This window comes from Lysobacter antibioticus (genome assembly GCF_000731095.1).
GTDB classification, from domain to species: Bacteria; Pseudomonadota; Gammaproteobacteria; order Xanthomonadales; family Xanthomonadaceae; genus Lysobacter; species Lysobacter antibioticus_B.
This window is the reverse complement of record NZ_JMTZ01000006.1, coordinates 80,208-99,090: the sequence shown is the minus strand read 5'-3', so window position 1 is coordinate 99,090 and position 18,883 is coordinate 80,208. Positions and strand designations below refer to the sequence as shown.

The window sequence follows — 18,883 nt, the reverse complement described above, 5'->3', positions numbered from 1 at the left end:
TCATGCTGGAGCAGTACGGTTTGACCTTGGCGCTGGGCTGCGCCGTCATCGCGATCCTTTACGGCATCGTGTCCGCGCGCTGGATCAGCGCTCAACCCGCCGGCAACGAACGAATGCAGGAGATCGCCGGCGCGATCCAGGAAGGCGCACGCGCCTATCTCAACCGTCAGTACATGACCATCGGCATCGCCGGCGCGGTCCTGTTCGTGTTGATCTGGTTCGCGCTCGGCGGGCCGACCGCGATCGGCTTCCTGATCGGTGCGGTGCTCTCGGGCGCGGCCGGCTACATCGGCATGAACGTCTCGGTGCGCGCCAACGTGCGCACCGCCGAGGCCGCGCGCAAGGGCATCGGCCCGGCCATGGACGTCGCCTTCCGCGGCGGCGCGATCACCGGCATGCTCGTGGTCGGCCTGGGCCTGCTCGGCGTGGCCGGTTACTGGCTCGCGCTGGCCAAGCTCGGCGTGACCGGCGAAAAAGCGCTGCACGCCCTGGTCGGCCTGGCCTTCGGCTCGTCGTTGATCTCGATCTTCGCCCGACTCGGCGGCGGCATCTTCACCAAGGGCGCCGACGTCGGCGCCGACCTGGTGGGCAAGGTCGAAGCCGGTATTCCCGAGGACGACCCGCGCAACCCGGCGGTGATCGCCGACAACGTCGGCGACAACGTCGGCGACTGCGCCGGCATGGCCGCGGACTTGTTCGAGACCTACGCGGTCACGGTGATCGCGACGATGCTGCTCGGCAGCCTGATGGCCAGCACGGTCGGCGCCAACGGCGTGCTGTACCCGCTGGTGCTCGGCGGCGTGTCGATCATCGCCTCGATCATCGGCGCATTCTTCGTCAAGGTGAAGGCCGGCGGCTCGATCATGGGCGCTCTGTACAAGGGCGTGATCGTCTCGGCAGTGCTCGCGGCGATCGCGTTCTATCCGATCACCACCGAGCTGATGCGCGATGCCAGCCACGGCGCGACGAACCTGTACGGCTGCGCGCTGATCGGCCTGATCCTGACCGGCGCCATCGTCTGGATCACCGAGTACTACACCGGCACCCAGTACGCACCGGTCAAGCACGTCGCCGCCGCATCGACCACCGGTCACGGCACCAACATCATCGCCGGCCTCGGCGTGTCGATGAAGTCGACCGCGCTGCCGGTGATCGCGGTGTGCGTGGCGATCTGGGGCTCGCACGCGCTCGGCGGCCTGTACGGCATCGCCATCGCCGCCACCTCGATGCTGTCGATGGCCGGCATGATCGTCGCCCTCGACGCCTACGGGCCGATCACCGACAACGCCGGCGGCATCGCAGAAATGGCCGAGCTGCCCTCGGACGTGCGCGCGGTCACCGACCCGCTCGACGCCGTCGGCAACACCACCAAGGCGGTGACCAAGGGTTATGCGATCGGTTCGGCGGCGCTGGCCGCGCTGGTGTTGTTCGCCGACTACACCCACAACCTGCAGGCCGCGCATCCGGGCGTGGTGTTCAACTTCGACCTGTCCGACCACATGGTGATCATCGGCCTGCTGATCGGCGGCCTGATCCCCTACCTGTTCGGCGCGATGGCGATGGAAGCCGTCGGCCGCGCCGCCGGCGCGGTGGTCGAGGAAGTGCGGCGCCAGTTCCGCGACATTCCCGGAATCATGGAAGGCACCGGCAAGCCGCAATACGACCGCGCCGTCGACATGCTGACCAAGTCGGCGATCAAGGAAATGATCGTGCCTTCGCTGCTACCGGTCGCGGTGCCCGTGGTCGTCGGCCTGTTGCTCGGGCCGAAGGCGCTCGGCGGCTTGCTGATCGGCACCATCGTCACCGGCCTGTTCGTCGCCATCTCGATGACCACCGGCGGCGGCGCCTGGGACAACGCCAAGAAGTACATCGAAGACGGCCACCACGGCGGCAAGGGCTCGGAAGCGCACAAGGCCGCCGTCACCGGCGATACCGTCGGCGACCCGTACAAGGACACCGCCGGCCCGGCGATCAACCCGCTGATCAAGATCATCAACATCGTCGCCTTGCTGTTGGTGCCGCTGTTGCCGGTGACGGGAATGGGCGATGCTTCCGCCACCCACGGCGTCAGCGAAGCCGCGCTGACCGCGCCGGCGACCGACGTCGGCGGGCCGGTGGACTCGGGCGCAATCGATGCATCGGGTCCGACCGAGGCCGTCGACAGCGCAGCATCCACGCCGGCATCGTCAGGCAGCGCCAAGCTCTACTTCGACGTCGGTTCGGCCACCCCGCCGGCCAGCGCCGAGGCCGATCTGGCCGGCGTGGTCGCCGCACTGAAGGCCGAGCCGTCGACGAAGGCCCGCATCTCCGGCTTCCACGACGAGTCCGGCGGCGCGGCGACCAATGCCGAGCTGGCCAAGGAGCGCGCGCAAGCGGTGCAAGGCTGGCTGGAATCGCAGGGCATCGGCGCCGACCGCATCGTCCTCGACAAACCGATGGTCACCACCGGCGGCGGCAGCGCCGAAGAAGCGCGGCGAGTGGAAGTGAAAGTCGAGTGAGCGCACCGGCATCGGCCCGACAGCCGATGCCGCTTCGCAAAACCGGAAAACGGCGGCCTGGGCCGCCGTTTTCTTTTGACTATCTTCCCACCACCCAACTCACTGTCCCGCGAATGCATTCGCCGCGATATCGAACCACGGTGTGCACACGAGTTGCTGCCGTTCGGCGACCGCAAACGAGGCGCGCCAGATTTCGACCTCGCCGACGCTTTCCGGCGCGATGAAATCGCCGTCTTCGAACGTCGCCACACCGAGACACCAGCGCAAGCGCTTCGGCGCATCGGCGCCAGGTATCGCGAACTCGAAACGCCCTGCCGTCTCCGCGCCCGCCGGTACACGAATCGCCAACGGCGTCGGCGGCAAGGTCGGCGCAGGTCGCGGCAGGGGCGGTGCCGCATGGCTCAACGAAACATCGCCGCTCTCGGTCTGCACGGTCGGCGCCGCGATCGCGCCGGCCTTCTGTCGCCCTGTCGCCACGGCGTGGCGGTCGCCGCGATCGAACACCGCGAGCGGTCCATCGCCGAGGTTGTGCAGGCGATAGCCCACCGTCAACACGCGTTTCGACGCCGCATAAGCGAACTCGGCTTCGAGCGCGACGCCGCGGCCTTGCACCCTCGCGATATGGGCGGCAGCCGAAGCGCGGTCAGCAGGCATGGGGACGGACTCCGCGGATGAAGAGGGTTGCGCATGCACGCAGGCGCTCGCGGCGAGCGCCATCGAACACACGAGCAGGCGGCGAATGCAGGCGTAACGAGGGTACTGCGTCGACTTCATGCCAGGGCTCGTCTCGGATACGGAGGATCGGCGCACGCGATGGAGGATGGCAACTGCCTCGGCGCACGCCTCATCCGGGAATCAGAACGACTATCCAGCGATCCTAGACAAAGTCGGACAGCCCGCGATGAACGCGGGCTGCCGCTCGTTGCTCCTGAGACCGTCGTCGCGATGCGCGATGAATGGCGCGCCGTCAGAGCGAATAACTCGGCCGGTCCGGCAAGCCGAGCTCGCCGCGGATGCCGTTCTCGGTCAGGTGATCGGGATTGGCGGTGGTCTTGGGCGTATTGGGGTCGCCGTCGAAATCGTAGGCTGGCGCACTGGTCTCCAGGCCGACCGCCTGGCGTTCGGCGTTCGGCACCTCGCCGTTGTCGGGCCCGGTGCCGCGATAGGTGCCCGGCTGGAAGGTGCCGGTGACACCGTTATAGGCGTGCGACATCTCGTGATACAGCACCACCACCGGCGCCGGGAACTCGGCCATGTGGAACGAAGGGTTGTAGCTGATCTGCACGTCGCCACCGGCGCCGGGCTTGCCGTTGACGATGTCGGCGTCGTTGCTGAAGGTCTGGGCGTAGCCGTTCTGCTCGTTCGCCAGTTCCTTGATGGTGACGGAGTTGCCGCGCGCGGCCGCCTTATCGAACTCGGCCAGCATCTGCTGGCCGTTCGGCGAGCTGCGCAGGAACTCGATCTCGGCGCCGACGCGCTGCCTGAACGCGTCCGAGCCCTCGATGGTCACGCCCTTGCTGGCGCTGATCTCGACGTTGATCACCGTGTTGCGGGCGCCGGTGGCGGCGTTGATGAGGTCGCTGGCCTGCTGCGCATACACCGTATCGTGGCCGGAGCGGTTGTCGACCGTGTCCTTGCCGGCGCCGGTGTAGACCGCATCGTCGCCGTCGCCGCCGCGCAAGCTGTCGTCGTCGAGGCCGCCCGACAGCATGTCCTTGCCCGCGCCGCCGTCGAGCGTGTCCTGGCCCTGGCCGCCTTCGAGGAAGTCCACGCCGTTGCCGCCGCCGAGCGTGTCGGTGCCGTCGCCGCCATAGACCACGTCGTCGCCATCGCCGGCATCGAGACGGTCGTCGCCGCGGTTGCCGAACACATCGTCGCGGCCGGCGCCGGTGGCGACGACATCGTTGCCGAGGCCGCCGTCGATGCGGTCGTTGCCGGCGCCGGTAGCGATCTTGTCGTCGCCGGCGCCACCGTCAACGACGATGTTCACTTTCACGTTCGAGGCGACGTTGATGGTGTCGTTGCCGGCGCCGCTGCGAATGGTCAGCTCCTGGTTCTCGCCGAGGCGCACCTCGTATTTCTCGCCGTTGATGCCGACATCGAGGGTGCCGTCGTCGCGCTGGGTGATCTGCACGTCGTCGTTCTTGGCGCCGGTGGTCAGCACGACCTGATCGGTGCTGACATAGGTACGCCCCAGGCCGGCGTCGGCGAGGGTCTGCTCGCGCGCTATCGACACTTCGGCGCCCTGGTGCAGCGGATCGATCTGCACGGTCTTGCCGTCCGGCGTGCGGCCCTCGCTGCGCTGCTGAGGATTGGTGTCGTTGCCGTCGATCGCCACCGCACCGTCCAGCGCCGGGCGGTCCGGCTCGGCAAGCTCGGCGACCGCCGCTTCGGCAGTCACCGGCGGCTGCGGCTCGGCCAGGCGGTTCGGGGCGGCGGCGATCGGATCGTTCCAGTAAGAATCGGCCGGCGGCGCGGAACGGGTGGCGTCGAGCTGTACGGACATGGCAAGCCTGCGATGGACGGAGTACGAGCCTCCTAGATACGCAGACGTATGGCCGCATCCAAGCTAGGGCGTACCCACGCTAGGGTCGACCCCAGGAGCGCCCGAACGCCGGCCCGACGGCGCGCGACGAGGAGTTACCAGGCTTCGACTTCGTAGATGCGGGTCGCCGGATCGGCCGGGTCCTGCGCCGGTTGGCTCACGTCCAGGCGCACATAACGCGCCCGCGTCGGGGCGATGCGATGCACGCTGACGCCGTCGACGTTGTCGCCGGCCTTCGCCACCTGCCGCCAGCTCGCGCCATCGCTCGACACCGACAGCGCGAATGCACGCGTGTTCATCGCAGCCGCTTCGCCGCCGGCTTGCGCATGCTTGACGGTGAAGCCGCGCAGCTCGCGCTCGGCTTGCAGATCGATGCGCAGCCAGGCCGGCCGCTGCAGCGAACAGAACTTGTCGTGGGTTTTGCTGGCGAGCAAGCCGTTGACCGCCTTCTCCGCTTCCTCGCCGGGCTTGCAGATCGCCGAGCCGGTGGCCGGGCGATGCAAGGCGAGATTGGCTCGCGCGGGCTCGCCCGCGTATGCGAGGGCGGTCGGCCAGGACACGGCGAGCACTACCCACACGATCGGCCAGCGGTTCATGGCGCCCCCTGCTGCGCCAGCCAGGCGCGTTTGCTGACCTCGGCGGTCTTGTGCTCGCCGTCGTGGCTCCAACCCGGCGGCATGATCGGATACAGCAACTTGTTCCTCCATCCGGGCGCGGCGGCGACGTCGCGCAGCAAGGCCGCGAATTCGCCCAGATACGCATCGAGAAAACTGCCGGGTTTCAGCGGCCGGGTGATGCCGTATTCGATCCGCACGTCCTCGCGCTGCGGCTGATAGGTGCGGAACACGCGGTCCCAGACATTGAGCAGATTGCAGAAATTGGTGTCCATGTAGACCGCGTTGCGCGCGTGATGCACGCGGTGGTGCGCCGGCGTCAGGATCACCCGATGCAGCAACCCCAGGCGCCCGTCCTTGAGCGCGTGCTCGCCCAGGTGGATGAACTGCCCCCACAGCCCGTCGACGAACATGATCAGCAACAGCAGCGGCGGCTCGACCCCGGCCAGGATGCAGATCGTAGTGCGCACCAGATCCGCGTAAGGCGCTTCCAGGAACAAATGCGCGTAGTTGACCGACAGATTCATCGCCACCGGCGCGTGATGAGTCGAGTGCAGGCACCACAGCAAGCGCACCTTGTGGGCGAGGTAGTGGTAGACGAAATGAGCGAACTCCCAGACCAGGTAGCCGTAGATCAGCCCGGGCGCGCTGATGCCGACCTGGAACGGCGCATACGGCTGGAACAGGCCGATGCACAAGGTCACCACGCCGAAGGTCAGGAAGGTCGAGATCAGCCGGTTGGCCAGCAGGGTCAGGAACGGGAGCTTGTAGTCCTCGAGCTTGAAGCGGCGCTGGGCGACGGTACGCAACAGTTCGTACACCAGCAGGATCGGGATGACCGGGTACAACAAGGCCGCGGCCCCGTCGGCGCTGAGCAGCGCCCGGTAGCCCTGCTCGGCCAACAGCTGCAGCAAGGCCCCCAGGCCGAAGAAACCGATCAGCTCTTGCTCGACATAGCCCCACCACGCCATCGCCGCCCTCGCATTTGTATCGATCTAAATGCAGGATTAACACCCCACGCGGAGAGCGGCAAGGGCACCGGCCGAAACCCTGCCCGCCTCGTATTGGACGGCGCCTGGACGCTTTTTGACACGATCGCCACCGGCGTTCGATGGCCGCGTCGCTCGGAGGCGGTTGGCCGCCGATGCGCGCACGAAGCCGTTGTTTTACCGCCGATTGGACATTTACGCGGGCCGCGGCTCCCGGCCGAGCCCGCCTGCCCCCGTGCTGCAACGCAGCACCCAGCCGCGTAGAATGGCCCTCTTTCTTTCACCGCCCGCCTTCCGGCGGGCCTCAGCAGTCGGAGCACACATGGGTCTGGACCTCGTTTCCACCGGCAAGAATCCGCCGCACGAGATCAACGTCATCATCGAAATCCCGAAGGATGCCGAGCCGGTCAAGTACGAGGTCGACAAGTCCTCCGGCGCCATCTTCGTCGACCGCATCCTGTCGACCCCGATGCGCTATCCCTGCAACTACGGCTACGTCCCGCACACCGTCTGCGGCGACGGCGACCCGGCCGACGTGCTGGTGATCCTGCCGCTGCCGCTGATCCCGGGCTCGGTGATCCGCTGCCGTCCGGTGGCCGTGCTGAAGATGTCCGACGAAGCCGGCAGCGACGAAAAGCTGCTCGCCGTGCCGGTCGACAAGGTCTTCGCCGGCTACAGCCACATCCACGACATCGAACAGGTCAGCCCGCACTGGCTCGAGCGCATCGGCCACTTCTTCGAGCACTACAAGGACCTGGAGAAGGGCAAGTGGGTCAAGCTCGACGGTTGGGGCAACGCCGAGGAAGCCAAGAAGATCCTGGTCGAAGCCATCGAGCGCTACGCGGCCACCTCGGAAGAAGACAAGCCGAAGTTCTGATCTTCGATAGATCGGCATAACAACAAAAAGCCGCCTTCGGGCGGCTTTTTGTTTCCCTGGCTAATCGGCCAGAACCAACGCCCACAACCTCGCCGGCCGCCACCACAAAAAACTACGGCCCCTTTCGGGGCCGTAGTCGTATTGCGGTACTACCTGACGCTTATCAGAAGCGCTGGGTGTACTTCATGTACACGAAGCGACCGATGTCGAAGCTGCCGTTGTAGGCGAAGCTGCTGTTCGGCTGGCTGTACATGGTCTGGCCGACGTGGTCGAACACGTTGTTCGCGCCCACCGCCACCGTGGCGTTCCACGGGGTGTTGTAGCGAACCTGCACGTCGTGGAACGTGTTGGCGCCCACTTCGCGGATCGGCTGGATGCCCTTGTAACCCGACTGGTAGTTCGGCTTGTCGCATTCCGCGCCGCCGTTCAGGTCATACGCGCACTCTTCCTTCAGGCCGGAGTAGTAACGCACGCCCCAGCTTGCGCCGAAGTCGCCGCGGCTCCAGTCGGCGTTCAAGTTCGAACGCACGCGGAAGTTGCTCAGGCCATCGGCGACCCAGCTCGTACGCTGCTCGACCGGCGTGGTGGACTCGCCGTCGCGCTTGTATTCCAGGTAGTCGACGTAGGTCGTCTTCCAGGTGAACGAGAAGTTGCCGAAGCGGGTGTCGGTCAGACGGTAGGCGATGCCGAGGTCGTAACCGGCCGTTTCCTGGTAACCGCCGTTGATCAGGTTGCGGGTCACGCCCACGACCTGGCCGTCGGTGTCGCGCACGAAGCGGCCGCAGGCCGAATCGATACCGAGCACGTAGCAGTTGTTGAGGATCGAGGTGACGGTTTCAGCCGCGATGACGTCGTCGATCTTGATCTTCCACCAGTCCAGGCTGACGTCGAGGCCGCTGACGTAGCTCGGGCTGTAGACGAAACCGATGCTGGTCGACTTCGAGGTTTCCGGCATCAGGTTCGGGTTCGAACCGGACAGGAAAGCGCTGTCGGACTGAGCGTTCGGGCCGGTGGCCGGACGGCCGCCGGAAGCGACCTGGCGGAAGTTCGCCGGGACCACGCCTGCGCAACGCGCAGCGACCTGCGGGTTACGCACGGCCGAGCCGAACGAGGTGTCGCACGGGTCGGTGTAGTTGTCGAAGCTCTCGCTGACGCCGCCGTACAGATCGGCCACGGTCGGGGCGCGGAAGCCCGTCGCGTAGGTGCCGCGCACCAGCAGGTCGTCGATCGGCTTCCACTTCAGGCTGAACTTGCCGTTGGTGGTGTCGCCGAAGGTGTTGTAGTCCGAGTAACGGCCGGCGAGGCTGAACGACAGTTCCTTCGCGAAGGCCACGTCGGCCAGCACCGGCACGGCGAGTTCGACGTAGAACTCGTCGAGCGAGTAGCCGCCCTGGGTTTCGCTACCGGCCAGGTCGGTGCTCAGGCCCGACTGCAGCAGGGCGTCCGGCGAGTAGTGCGCCGATTCCTTGCGGTGCTCGTAACCGGCCGCCAGGCCGAGGTCGCCCGCCGGCAGCGTGGCGAGCACGCCGCTGAGGTTGAGGCTGTAGACCTCGGTCTTGGTGGTCGAGGTGTCGTGGGTCGGCAGGTACAGGTACTTCTGCAGATCCTTGTTGTTCAACGAACCCGGTGCGTTGACGTCCGGACCCAGCAGCGGGTTCCAGGCCAGGCAGCCGGCGATCGGGTTGGCCGCGGTGCCGCAACGGGCCACGCCGCTCGCGTCGATGAACGACGGGCCCAGGGCCTTCTCGGCGTGCGGCAGGTACAGATTGCCGGTGCCGGTCTTGACGCCCTTGTTCTGGTTGTACATGTAACCAGCGTCCCAATCCCACGGCTTGCCGGCCAGTTCGAACGAACCTTCGAGGCCGCCGCTGAAGCGGTAGGTGGTCAGCTCGGACTTGGTCTGGCGCGGCACTTCCCAGCCACGGCGGTAGAAGTCGGCGTCGTAACCCAGCGGGTTGAACGCGCTGCCGGCCTTCAGGCTCAGGTCGCCTTCATAGCGATCGCTGAAGCCGGTGGAGCGGAACGGATAACCGGCGATCTGCTGGGTGGCTTCGCGGTCCGTGTACAGGACGTCGGCCTTGGCGCGCAGGTTGTCGGTGATGTCGAACTCGGCGTTGGCGAACACCGAACGACGCTCCAGGCCGGTCGAGAGATACATCTCTTCGTTGGCGTTGGTGTAGTCGGTCAGCGGGTTCGTCGCGTGGAAGTTCGCGAGCTTGGAGGTATCGGTGGTGCCACGGTTCGCAGTCAGCGCGTTATCGGCGTTGTCGAACAGGGTGCCCCACTGGTTGATGGCGCTCCAACCGTTGGTGCGCACGCCACCGTTGGCGCCGCCCTGATCGGGGAACGGATGGCCACGACCGTTCGGGTAGCGAGTGAAGGCGCGATCGCGGGCCATGACCGGATCTTCCTTGCTGTACTCGGCGCCCAGGGTCACCGAACCGCGCTCGCCGGTCTGGCCGACGACGAAGTTATAGACTTCCTTGTTGCCGTCGCCCTGGCCGTACTGGCCGAGGTAGGCGCTGGCTTCGAGACCGTCGAAACGCTTGCGGGTGATGATGTTGACCACGCCTGCGATCGCGTCCGAACCGTACAGGGCCGAAGCGCCGTCGGTGAGGACTTCGATGCGCTCGACGATCGAGCTCGGGATCGACGCCAGGTCGGAGTAACCGCTGGAGCTGATGCCCATGCGCTTACCGTCGATCAGCACCAGCGTGCGCTGCGGGCCGAGGTTGCGCAGGTCGACGTACTGGCCGCCCACGTCTTCGCCCGACGCCAGCGCGTCGGCGCGCGAGATCGCCGGCGAACCGGTGGCGGTGATGTTCTGGACGATGTCCGCGACGCTCGTGAAGCCCTGCTTCTGGATGTCGGCGCGCGTCATCGTGACGACCGGCTGCGAGGTTTCCAGATTCGCCTGACGGATGCGCGAACCGGTGACTTCGATGCGGTCGAGGGTGGTGGTGGCCTGATTGGAGGCGTCGGCTTCCTGTGCGCCGGCGATCGCCGGAATCAGGGCCGTCACTAACGCCGTGGCGATGGCGGACGGCAGCAAGCCGTACCGCGCCGCGGGGCGCAGACTGCGATGGTTCATCTATCTCTCTCCAGTAATCTCGTTATGGGCGTGTTAAAACGCTTTGCAAAAGTACGACCCGCAAGCCGATGCTGCTTTGCCCTTGAGGCCGGGAGACTTTGCCGATTGAGTCGTCGCGGTCGTGGTCACAACGCAACGATGCAATCAAGCGCCGATGAAAACGCTATGCGCGCGTCGCGATCGAACCTCGACAGCGAGTCGATGCGACGACGCACTCAGGCGATGCGCAGGTTTGCGCGCGAAGACGAGAAAGTTTGCCGATGCTGTCGATGCGCTCGGCATGAACGACCGATAAATCGAAACGGCGGCGATCGCGGCATCGCACCGCGCATGGCTGCGCAACGATTCAGCGCAGGTTGCTGGAGAAAGAAATCGCAATGGCGCTGCGTGCTGGGAGATCGCGTGCGGCGATCGTGCCGGGCTGGCCCTGCGCTCGTGGCCGGGGCCACGATCGTCGCCGAAGTTTCGATGCGCGCGCGGCGCGCATTCGAAACTTCAGCGGTCGTCCTGTTTGCCTATTGCAGGTGTTGCGTACGACGCGTGCGCCGACCCGTGTATCGCGATCGATGCCTGTCGCAGTACTCGACTCGACTTATGCGGCCTTGCGCAGCGGTGCGGCCGCCGGCTTCGCCGATGCCGATTGGGCCGATTCCAGCTTGGCGCTGGCCGCGGCGCTGCGGTAACGCGTCGCCGAGGTGCCGAAGCGGGCGCGGAAGGCGCGGGCGAAGCTGCAGCAATTGTCGAAGCCGCTGGCGGCGGCGACTTCGCCGATCATCATCGAGGTGTTCTTGAGCAGATCGGCCGCGTGCTCCAGACGCATGCGCGCCGACGCCGCCTGCGGGCTCTCCTCATAAAGACTGTGGAAGGTCTTGGAGAAGTACCAGCTCGAGAAGCTCGTCAGTTCGGCCAGTTCGCTGATCCGCACCACGCGGTCGCAGTTGCCTTCCAGGTACAGGCGGGCGCGCTGCAGACGGCCGAACACCTGGCGCTTGCGGCTGCGCGAGCGGCCCGGGCAGCGCTGGATGCGAGCGGTCAGCTCGCGCTGGACGCCTGCCAGGTGCAGCAGGATCGGACGCAGGGCGTTGATGTCCAGGCCACCGTCGGCCTCGCCGTTGCGGGCATGGGCCTGGCGCCACAGGCGCAGGGCGATGCGGGCGTCGTGGCGGCTCATGCGGCCGCGGCCGGCATAGAGGCTGCACTCGGCGAGCCGGGTCATGGCCTTGATCGCGTCGGCGGTCAGGTTAAGGCCGACGCAGACGCCGTAGCGGTCGGCCTGCAGGACCGGCTTGGAGTCGCGTTCGAACGCGATCCAGTCGCCGCGCTTGAGGCGGAACTTACCTTCCTTGGCTTCGACCCAGGAGCTGCCGCGCAGCTGGACCCAGATCGAAAAATGCGTGCCCGACAGCTGGGCGCTGCCGAGACGGGAGACGCCGACGCAACTGGCCTGAATGGCGGGATCCTGAGCGTCCAGCTGCAACAGCTGTCCGCGATCCGCCCACAATGCTTGCTCCATTGGTCCACCTCATGTGCCGAGAATGAGGTGTTGTTTTGCCTAAGTCCGGCGCGCGACTTCAGAAATTTGACGGAGAGTTAGGCGAATTCGGAACGACGTCACAACCGAAGCTTTTCCGAAAGCACATTTGTTTGCAGAATCAATCAGTTGAGCCAGCCGGGCACGAAGGTCTTCGGCTCTTCGGGCAGGTCCATGTAACCGATATCAGCGCCGTCCCACTTGGCCAGGGCCAGATAAACCGCGTCGCCGCGCGGACTCAGGCTGAATCCGTTGATCGCCGAGCGCCGGCTCTGGTCCAGGCACAGGACCGACGGCGGCAACTCCGGCGAGGCGATCCGGCGCAGTAGGGACAGGCAGGTCGGCTGCTGGTCGAGATAGCGCAGCTCGCCGGTCTCGGTCGCCACGTCCCAAAGCCGGTAGCGGTCGGCGACCGGTTCGCCGTCGCCGATGCGACGGACGCTGGCCGGCGTCAGGCCCAGATCCGACTGCCACAGCCCGGCCTCGGTCTGGCGGGTGAACAGCAGACGGTTGCGGGCGCCGTCGACGCGAACCTCGGAGACGTCGGCCAACTGGCTCAACAGGCGCCAGGGTGTCAGCCGGCGGTCGAACAGATTCAGGCTCAGGCGGCCGTCGCCGGTGCCGGCCAGGACCAGCAGGCGATGCGGGTCGGGCAGTTGCACGGCCTGGATCGGGTCCGGCAGGGGCACCGGCAGGCGGGTCACGCGGCCGCTGGCCGGGACGATCTCGTGGACCACGTTGCGGCCTTCGGCGTCCGGCCCGACCACGGTCACCCGCGCGCTGTCGTTGGACCACGACGGCGCATAGCGCGTGCCGGGTTGCACGCCCTGCAGCATGCGCAACGAATCGGGCTGGTCCATGTCGGCCCACCACAAATGAGTGCTGCCGGAGCGGTCGGAGACGAACACGATCTGGTGCGCGTCGGGGGCGATGGTGGGCAGGATGTCGCGGGCCGAGGACGGGAACAGCGGGTCGACCACATGCACCGCGCCTTGCGAGGTGTCGCCGAGCACCACCCGGAACAGGCCGAAATAAGGTTTGCGCTGGACGAAGGCCGCGGCCGGCCGCGCCGCCGCCACCGCCGGCGCCTGCGCCGACTCGATGCCGAGGTCGCGGGCCTGACCGGTGTCCAGGTCGAGACGGAACATGCGGGTGTCGCCGTCGATCATCCGCCCGAACAGAATGTTGCGGCTGTCCGGCAGCCAGTCCCAGCCGCGCACGTCGGCGCTGAGGTGGCTGAGCCGTTCGGCCTTGCCGCCTTCGGCCGGCAGGCGCCAGAAATCGCCCTGCGGGCTGTTGCGAACGAACACCAGCCAACGCCCGTCCGGCGAAAACCGCGGCGACAGGTCGAGGTTGCCGGCGCCGGGCTGATACGGCACCGCGCGCCACTCGCCGCTGGCGAGGTCGAGCACGCGCATGCCGACGATGCCCTGCGGGGTCCACATGCTGCCGAAGATTAGGCCACGGCCGTCGCCGGTCCAGTCGAAGGTCGGCGGGTTGCGCGAGTCGCACGTGCCGACTTCGCGCTCGGCGCCGCCGTTGGCGGCGATCACCAGCACCCGGCACGACACCCCGGGTTCCAGGCGCAGGAAGGCGATCGAACGACCGTCCGGCGACCACGCCGGGGCGCTGTCCTCGGCCTGGCCATTGGGTTGGGTGAGCTGGCGCGGCGGGGTCTGGTCGGTGGTCTGCACCAGGATGGCGGTGCCGCGCTGGCCTTCGGGTATCGCCACGTAGGCCACCATCGCCGCATCCGGCGACAAGGTCGGGGCGAGCTCGAAGCCGGGCATGGAAGTGATCAGGCGATACGGGCGCGGGGTATTGGTCGCGCGCGCCGGGTCGACCGCCGGCACGGCCGCCTGCGTTTGCGGCTGGCGCGCGAGCGACCACCACACCAGGCCGCCGACCAGGCCGATCACCAGCGCGATCACGCCGACGATCGAACGCCAGGTGCCGCGCGGACGCGGGTGGTTCGGCAAGGGCACCGGTTCGACACGCTCGTCGATCAGCGCCGCCGGCGCGGTCGATATTTCAACGTCGTCGGCCGGCTCGTGGTGGGTGGAGGCCGCGCTCTCCTGCGGCAGCCATTCGACCTCAGCCAGCAGGCGGTAGCCGTTCTTGGCGATGGTCTCGATGTAGCGCGGATTGCCGCGGTCTTCGTCGAAGGCCTTGCGCAGTTGGGTGATGGCCTGAGTGACGACGTCGTCGGTAGGCAAGGTGTCGGGCCAGACCTCGGTCAGCAGCGCATCGCGGCTGACCACGCGGTCGGCGTGTTCGACGAGCACCAGCAGCACGCCCATCGATTTGGGCGTGATGCGGCGAGGCCGACGGGCGCCCGGTGCGCGGATCTCGCGCAAGGGGATGTCGACCAGGCACTCCCCCACCCGCAGCTGCTCGGCGGGCGGAGTCGGTAACGATGGCTCGTGAATTCGCGGCATGAATCCTGCTGATGATGCGCACTCGCCCGCCGCCGGTCATGTGCCTGAACGCATGGGCGGCGAAACGACAAACCGACATATCCGGCATGGCGCGATGGCGCAATCGGAAAAGCGCGTTGGAACCGCCTATTCTAGCGTCCGCGAAGCTGAGCCGGACCTGTTCGAGTGACGCAGGCGGCCCCAAACCGGCCAAAACCCCGGAACGTATCGTTCCAAAAGGGCTCCGGGCCCGCGCATTGTCCTGTAACCCGGGGGTGTTACAGCCTCACTGCCGCTCGTTGCGCAGGATGGTCAGGCCGATCAGGCGCGACACCACCGCGGCGATATACCCCACCCCGGCGAACTGCTCGAACATGGTCAGCACCCGCGCCGCCGGACTCATCGGCAAGATATCGCCGAGGCCGACCGCCGACAGATTGGTGAAGCTCAGGAACAACAGTTCGAGCCAGGTACGCGGCTCGCCCGGGCGCTCGGCACCGGTGAAACTGCCCGGGTACCAGGCCTGGCAGACCAGGAAGGCGTAGGCGAAGCCCCAGGCCAACAGGGTGAAGGTCGCCCCGGCCGCGAACAGTTCGTCGGCGGTCACCCGATGGTCGCTCATCATGTAGGCGATCAGGGCGCCGGCGGCGTAGAAGTACAGCGCCGCCTCCAGCGCCGACGAGGCGATCAGCAGGTCCGGGCTGGCGAACAGCACCGACAATACCGACAGCACGAACGCCGGCACCGCGATGATCCAGGCGATCCACTTGATCGCCGGGCTGCGGTTGACCACCCACACCGCCAGCGCCAGCACCAGCACGCCGAAGGCGCCGAACACCACCCGCCCGCCGCCGGACGGCTCGAACAGGGGATAGGCGAGCATGCTCAGCAGTTGCGCCGCGAGCAGGAAGGCCGAGGGATGGCGTCGCGCGTGGACGCGCCATTTGAGGGAAGTGTAGCTACGGTCGCTCATGCGGCGAGAGTGTGCAGGACTTGGCGGACGGCGCACAGAGGGGTGAGCCTCGCAACCGCTTCAAGAGTAGGAGCGGCGCAAGCCGCGATCAGCCGAGGAGGCCGAATACCACGCAAGCCTCCGAAGCGGCAGGCATCCGGATCGCATTCGATCAGAGCCGTGGGGCTTCGGGAGTTCGGGACTTCGGCTACTACGCTTTCGTACGACGCTTTGGTTAGTCGCGGCTTGCGCCGCTCCTACCCAACGGCAAAAGATCGGGCATCCGCGCATCGGAACTTCGGCTGCGACGCTTTCGTACGACGCTTCGGTTGGTCGCGGCTTATGCCGCTCCTACAGGAGAAGCGGCGCGATGTTGGAAATCCGGCACGACGCAGCCGCGTCGCGCCGGATTTTCTCGACGGCCTGCGACGATCAGGCGCGGCGATAGACTTCCGCGCCCTGGGCGCGGAACTCGGCGGCCTTTTCGGCCATGCCCTCGTCGAGCGCGGCGACTTCTTCGACGCCGTGTTCCTTGGCGTAGTCGCGCACGTCCTGGGTGATCTTCATCGAACAGAAGTGCGGGCCGCACATCGAGCAGAAGTGCGCGACCTTGTGCGCGTCCTTCGGCAGGGTCTCGTCGTGGTACTCGCGGGCGCGCTCCGGATCGAGGCCGAGGTTGAACTGGTCTTCCCAACGGAACTCGAAACGCGCCTTGCTCATCGCGTTGTCGCGCGCCTGCGCGCCCGGGTGGCCCTTGGCCAGGTCGGCCGCGTGCGCGGCGATCTTGTAGGCCATCAGGCCTTCGCGCACGTCGTGCTTGTTGGGCAGGCCCAGGTGCTCCTTCGGGGTGACGTAGCAGAGCATCGCGGTGCCGAACCAACCGATCATCGCCGCGCCGATCGCCGAGGTGATGTGGTCGTAGCCCGGGGCGATGTCGGTGGTCAGCGGCCCGAGGGTGTAGAACGGCGCTTCGCCGCAGACCTCGAGCTGCTTGTCCATGTTCTCCTTGATCAGCTGCATCGGCACGTGGCCGGGGCCTTCGATCATGGTCTGGACGTCGTGCTTCCAGGCGATCTTGGTCAGCTCGCCCAGGGTTTCCAGCTCGCCGAACTGGGCCGCGTCGTTAGCGTCGGCGATCGAGCCCGGACGCAGGCCGTCGCCGAGCGAGAAGGCCACGTCGTAGGCCTTCATGATTTCGCAGATTTCCTCGAAGTGGGTGTAGAGGAAATTCTCCTTGTGGTGCGCCAGGCACCACTTGGCCAGGATCGAGCCGCCGCGCGAGACGATGCCGGTCACCCGCTTGGCGGTCAGCGGCACGTAGCGCAGCAGCACGCCGGCATGGATGGTGAAGTAATCCACGCCCTGCTCGGCCTGTTCGATCAGGGTGTCGCGGAAGATCTCCCAGTTGAGTTCTTCGGCGCGGCCGTCGACCTTTTCCAGCGCCTGGTAGATCGGCACCGTGCCGATCGGCACCGGCGAGTTGCGGATGATCCACTCGCGGGTTTCGTGGATGTGCTTGCCGGTGGACAGGTCCATGACCGTGTCGGCGCCCCAGCGGATCGACCACACCAGCTTCTCGACTTCTTCGGCGATGCCCGAGGACACCGCGCTGTTGCCGATGTTCGCGTTGACCTTGGTCAGGAAGTTGCGGCCGATGATCATCGGCTCGCTTTCCGGGTGGTTGATGTTGTTCGGGATGATGGCGCGGCCGCGCGCGACTTCGTCGCGGACGAATTCCGGGGTGATGATCTTCTGGATGTTCGCACCGAAACTCTGGCCCGGGTGCTGGGTCAGCAGATGGCCTTCGCGGATCGCTTCCAGGCGCTGGTTCTCGCGGATCGCGATGTATTCCATTTCCGGCGTGACGATGCCGCGGCGCGCGTAATGCATCTGGGTGACGTTGGCGGCGCCGGCCGTTCCGAAGTTTTTCGCGCGACGCGGCAGCGGCCGGTTGCCGAAACGCACATGGGCGAGCTTGGGATCGTGCTCGCGCTTGCGGCCGAACTCCGAAGACAGGCCGGTCAGCGCTTCGGTGTCGCCGCGTTCGGCGATCCAGCCGGCGCGCAGCGGCGCCAGGCCGGCGGCCAGGTCGATGACCGCGCCGGTGTCGGTGTAGATGCCCGAGGTGTCGTAGACCGCCAGCGGCGCGTTGTCTTCGCCGCCGAAGATGGTCGGGGTGCGTGCCAGCGCGATCTCGCGCATCGGTACTTGCAGGTCCGGACGCGAGCCTTGCACGTGGATCTTGTGCGAGCCGGGGATCGGGCGGGTAACGTCGGCCGACAGCTTCTCGGCTTGCTGGATCAGTTCGGAGGGCACCGCATTCATCGGAATTCGTCCTGTAGTTCGCTCATTCGAGCCGGGACGAAGCGGGCGGCGCGCGGACGCGCTGAAGGCGCCTCCGGCGAAGCTTCCCTACGGCGGTCTAAACCGCATCAGGTTCGAAGGGTCTGTCTCAACCACCGGGCCGTTCAGGCCATCGGCGGTACCCCCGCTTCAACGCGCATTAGACATGGAAACCGGCGACGGCGCCAATCCGGCGACGGCGGCGATTGCCCGCGATGACCGGGCCGGCTAGGGTTCGGCGATGAAACCGACCCTGCCGCGCCGACGCGCCCACGTTCTGCCCACCCTCGCCGCGCTGGTCGTGGCCCCGTTGGCCATCGCCCTGTCCGCCTGTGCCGGCCCGGCGGCGAAGCCCGGCCCCGCCCCCGGCGTCGCCGCGCCAGCCGCCACCGCGGCGAGCCATCGCTCCGACCTGCTCGACCGCCTGCGCCCGCTGTGCGGCCAGGCCTTCGCCGGGCGCGTCGTCGTCGACACCCCCAAGAGCGCCGACGACCCGTTCGCCGGCAAGCCGCTGGTCATGCACGTGCGCGAATGCGGCGCGAACGAAATCCGGGTGCCGTTCCATGTCGGCGACGACCGCTCGCGCACCTGGGTGCTGCGCGACGATGGCGTGCGCTTCAATCTCAAGCACGATCATCGCCACGCCGACGGCAGCGGCGACGCCATGACGCTATACGGCGGCGACTGGCGCGAGTCGCCGCGCGCCGGCCGCTACGAGTTTCCCGCCGACGACGAAAGCAAGGCCTTGTTCGGCAAGCTCGGCCGCGCGGTCTCGATTCCCAATGTCTGGGCGATCGAGATCGACGAGCGCCGCTTCGTCTACGAACTCGCCCGCCCGGGGCGATTGTTCCGGGTCGAATTCGACCTGACCCAACCGGTGCCGGCGCCTCCGCCGCCGTGGGGCAGCTGAGCCACGCCTGACGCGCCGACACTCGCCAGGCCACGCCGGCTGGCGATAATGCACAGCCGCTCCTTTCATGATCGTGCTGCTTGCGCGCCCATGACCCGCCGATGCCTTCGCCTCGG

The 18,883-nt window shown here is 67.1% G+C and carries 13 protein-coding genes, 1 pseudogene and 1 riboswitch; of the genes and pseudogenes, 5 read left to right on the top strand and 9 right to left on the bottom strand.

Going from position 1 to position 18,883, the window contains the following annotated elements; genetic code table 11:
- Window positions 1-2 precede the first annotated feature (2 nt).
- Both EX88_RS0102035 and EX88_RS27010 read left to right on the top strand, forming a co-directional pair.
- Window positions 3-2,027: pseudogene (locus EX88_RS0102035) on the top strand (sodium-translocating pyrophosphatase); the annotation flags it as partial.
- Window positions 2,028-2,039: 12 nt separating this feature from the next.
- On the top strand, window positions 2,040-2,498 hold the full coding sequence (locus tag EX88_RS27010; protein WP_235186181.1) for an OmpA family protein: 459 nt from the start codon (window positions 2,040-2,042) through the stop codon (window positions 2,496-2,498).
- 99 nt (window positions 2,499-2,597) lie between these two features.
- Here the strand turns inward: EX88_RS27010 and EX88_RS0102030 are convergent, their stop codons facing one another.
- The 4 genes from EX88_RS0102030 to EX88_RS0102015 all read right to left on the bottom strand — a co-directional run bounded on the left by EX88_RS0102030 (window position 2,598) and on the right by EX88_RS0102015 (window position 6,628).
- Window positions 2,598-3,152, bottom strand: coding sequence for a hypothetical protein (locus EX88_RS0102030; protein WP_152566054.1), 555 nt, complete (start codon window positions 3,150-3,152; stop codon window positions 2,598-2,600).
- A 313-nt stretch (window positions 3,153-3,465) separates the two neighbouring features.
- The gene (locus tag EX88_RS0102025; protein ID WP_051884321.1) at window positions 3,466-5,004 is read right to left on the bottom strand and encodes a M91 family zinc metallopeptidase; all 1,539 of its coding nucleotides are present in this window, start codon (window positions 5,002-5,004) and stop codon (window positions 3,466-3,468) included.
- A 134-nt stretch (window positions 5,005-5,138) separates the two neighbouring features.
- Window positions 5,139-5,639, bottom strand: coding sequence for a discoidin domain-containing protein (locus EX88_RS0102020; protein WP_031370349.1), 501 nt, complete (start codon window positions 5,637-5,639; stop codon window positions 5,139-5,141).
- On the bottom strand, window positions 5,636-6,628 hold the full coding sequence (locus EX88_RS0102015) for a sterol desaturase family protein (RefSeq protein WP_031370348.1): 993 nt from the start codon (window positions 6,626-6,628) through the stop codon (window positions 5,636-5,638). The genes EX88_RS0102020 and EX88_RS0102015 overlap by 4 nt, the downstream gene beginning before the upstream one ends.
- 340 nt (window positions 6,629-6,968) lie before the next feature.
- Between EX88_RS0102015 and ppa the strand changes: the two genes are divergently transcribed.
- Window positions 6,969-7,523, top strand: a complete 555-nt coding sequence (ppa, locus tag EX88_RS0102010) for an inorganic diphosphatase (RefSeq protein WP_031370347.1) — start codon at window positions 6,969-6,971, stop codon at window positions 7,521-7,523.
- Window positions 7,524-7,686: 163 nt separating this feature from the next.
- Here the strand turns inward: ppa and EX88_RS0102005 are convergent, their stop codons facing one another.
- From EX88_RS0102005 to EX88_RS0101995, 3 genes are all read right to left on the bottom strand, one after another.
- A complete protein-coding gene (locus EX88_RS0102005) occupies window positions 7,687-10,614 on the bottom strand; it encodes a TonB-dependent receptor plug domain-containing protein (protein ID WP_031370346.1) in 2,928 nt (975 codons plus the stop codon).
- A 592-nt stretch (window positions 10,615-11,206) separates the two neighbouring features.
- The gene (locus EX88_RS0102000; RefSeq protein WP_031370345.1) at window positions 11,207-12,127 is read right to left on the bottom strand and encodes a helix-turn-helix domain-containing protein; all 921 of its coding nucleotides are present in this window, start codon (window positions 12,125-12,127) and stop codon (window positions 11,207-11,209) included.
- A 143-nt stretch (window positions 12,128-12,270) separates the two neighbouring features.
- Window positions 12,271-14,583 (bottom strand): winged helix-turn-helix domain-containing protein, encoded by a 2,313-nt coding sequence (locus EX88_RS0101995; protein WP_051884320.1) that lies wholly within the window; start codon window positions 14,581-14,583, stop codon window positions 12,271-12,273.
- Between EX88_RS0101995 and EX88_RS26405 the strand changes: the two genes are divergently transcribed.
- Window positions 14,582-14,752 carry a hypothetical protein gene (locus EX88_RS26405; RefSeq protein ID WP_161786062.1) on the top strand — a complete coding sequence of 57 codons (171 nt, stop codon included), beginning with the start codon at window positions 14,582-14,584 and terminating at the stop codon, window positions 14,750-14,752. The two genes, EX88_RS0101995 and EX88_RS26405, sit on opposite strands and share 2 nt — an antisense overlap.
- Before the next feature lie 96 nt (window positions 14,753-14,848).
- Here EX88_RS26405 and EX88_RS0101990 read toward each other — a convergent pair whose 3' ends face one another.
- Both EX88_RS0101990 and thiC read right to left on the bottom strand, forming a co-directional pair.
- Window positions 14,849-15,535, bottom strand: coding sequence for an ion channel (locus tag EX88_RS0101990; protein WP_031370343.1), 687 nt, complete (start codon window positions 15,533-15,535; stop codon window positions 14,849-14,851).
- Window positions 15,536-15,946: 411 nt separating this feature from the next.
- Window positions 15,947-17,839 carry a phosphomethylpyrimidine synthase ThiC gene (gene thiC, locus EX88_RS0101985; protein ID WP_031370342.1) on the bottom strand — a complete coding sequence of 631 codons (1,893 nt, stop codon included), beginning with the start codon at window positions 17,837-17,839 and terminating at the stop codon, window positions 15,947-15,949.
- A 66-nt stretch (window positions 17,840-17,905) separates the two neighbouring features.
- Window positions 17,906-18,014: riboswitch (TPP riboswitch) on the bottom strand.
- 84 nt (window positions 18,015-18,098) lie between these two features.
- Between thiC and EX88_RS0101975 the strand changes: the two genes are divergently transcribed.
- Window positions 18,099-18,767 (top strand): hypothetical protein, encoded by a 669-nt coding sequence (locus tag EX88_RS0101975; protein WP_051884319.1) that lies wholly within the window; start codon window positions 18,099-18,101, stop codon window positions 18,765-18,767.
- Window positions 18,768-18,883 lie beyond the last annotated feature (116 nt).

Coding starts and splice junctions, on each gene's coding strand:
- EX88_RS0101995 (WP_051884320.1), bottom strand. CDS start 14,583: ATGCCGCGAATTCACGAGCCATCGTTACCGACTCCGCCCGCCGAGCAG.
- EX88_RS27010 (WP_235186181.1), top strand. CDS start 2,040: ATGGGCGATGCTTCCGCCACCCACGGCGTCAGCGAAGCCGCGCTGACC.
- EX88_RS0102025 (WP_051884321.1), bottom strand. CDS start 5,004: ATGTCCGTACAGCTCGACGCCACCCGTTCCGCGCCGCCGGCCGATTCT.
- EX88_RS26405 (WP_161786062.1), top strand. CDS start 14,582: ATGAATCCTGCTGATGATGCGCACTCGCCCGCCGCCGGTCATGTGCCT.
- ppa (WP_031370347.1), top strand. CDS start 6,969: ATGGGTCTGGACCTCGTTTCCACCGGCAAGAATCCGCCGCACGAGATC.
- EX88_RS0102030 (WP_152566054.1), bottom strand. CDS start 3,152: ATGCCTGCTGACCGCGCTTCGGCTGCCGCCCATATCGCGAGGGTGCAA.
- EX88_RS0102005 (WP_031370346.1), bottom strand. CDS start 10,614: ATGAACCATCGCAGTCTGCGCCCCGCGGCGCGGTACGGCTTGCTGCCG.
- EX88_RS0101990 (WP_031370343.1), bottom strand. CDS start 15,535: ATGAGCGACCGTAGCTACACTTCCCTCAAATGGCGCGTCCACGCGCGA.
- EX88_RS0102020 (WP_031370349.1), bottom strand. CDS start 5,639: ATGAACCGCTGGCCGATCGTGTGGGTAGTGCTCGCCGTGTCCTGGCCG.
- thiC (WP_031370342.1), bottom strand. CDS start 17,839: ATGAATGCGGTGCCCTCCGAACTGATCCAGCAAGCCGAGAAGCTGTCG.
- EX88_RS0102015 (WP_031370348.1), bottom strand. CDS start 6,628: ATGGCGTGGTGGGGCTATGTCGAGCAAGAGCTGATCGGTTTCTTCGGC.
- EX88_RS0101975 (WP_051884319.1), top strand. CDS start 18,099: ATGAAACCGACCCTGCCGCGCCGACGCGCCCACGTTCTGCCCACCCTC.
- EX88_RS0102000 (WP_031370345.1), bottom strand. CDS start 12,127: ATGGAGCAAGCATTGTGGGCGGATCGCGGACAGCTGTTGCAGCTGGAC.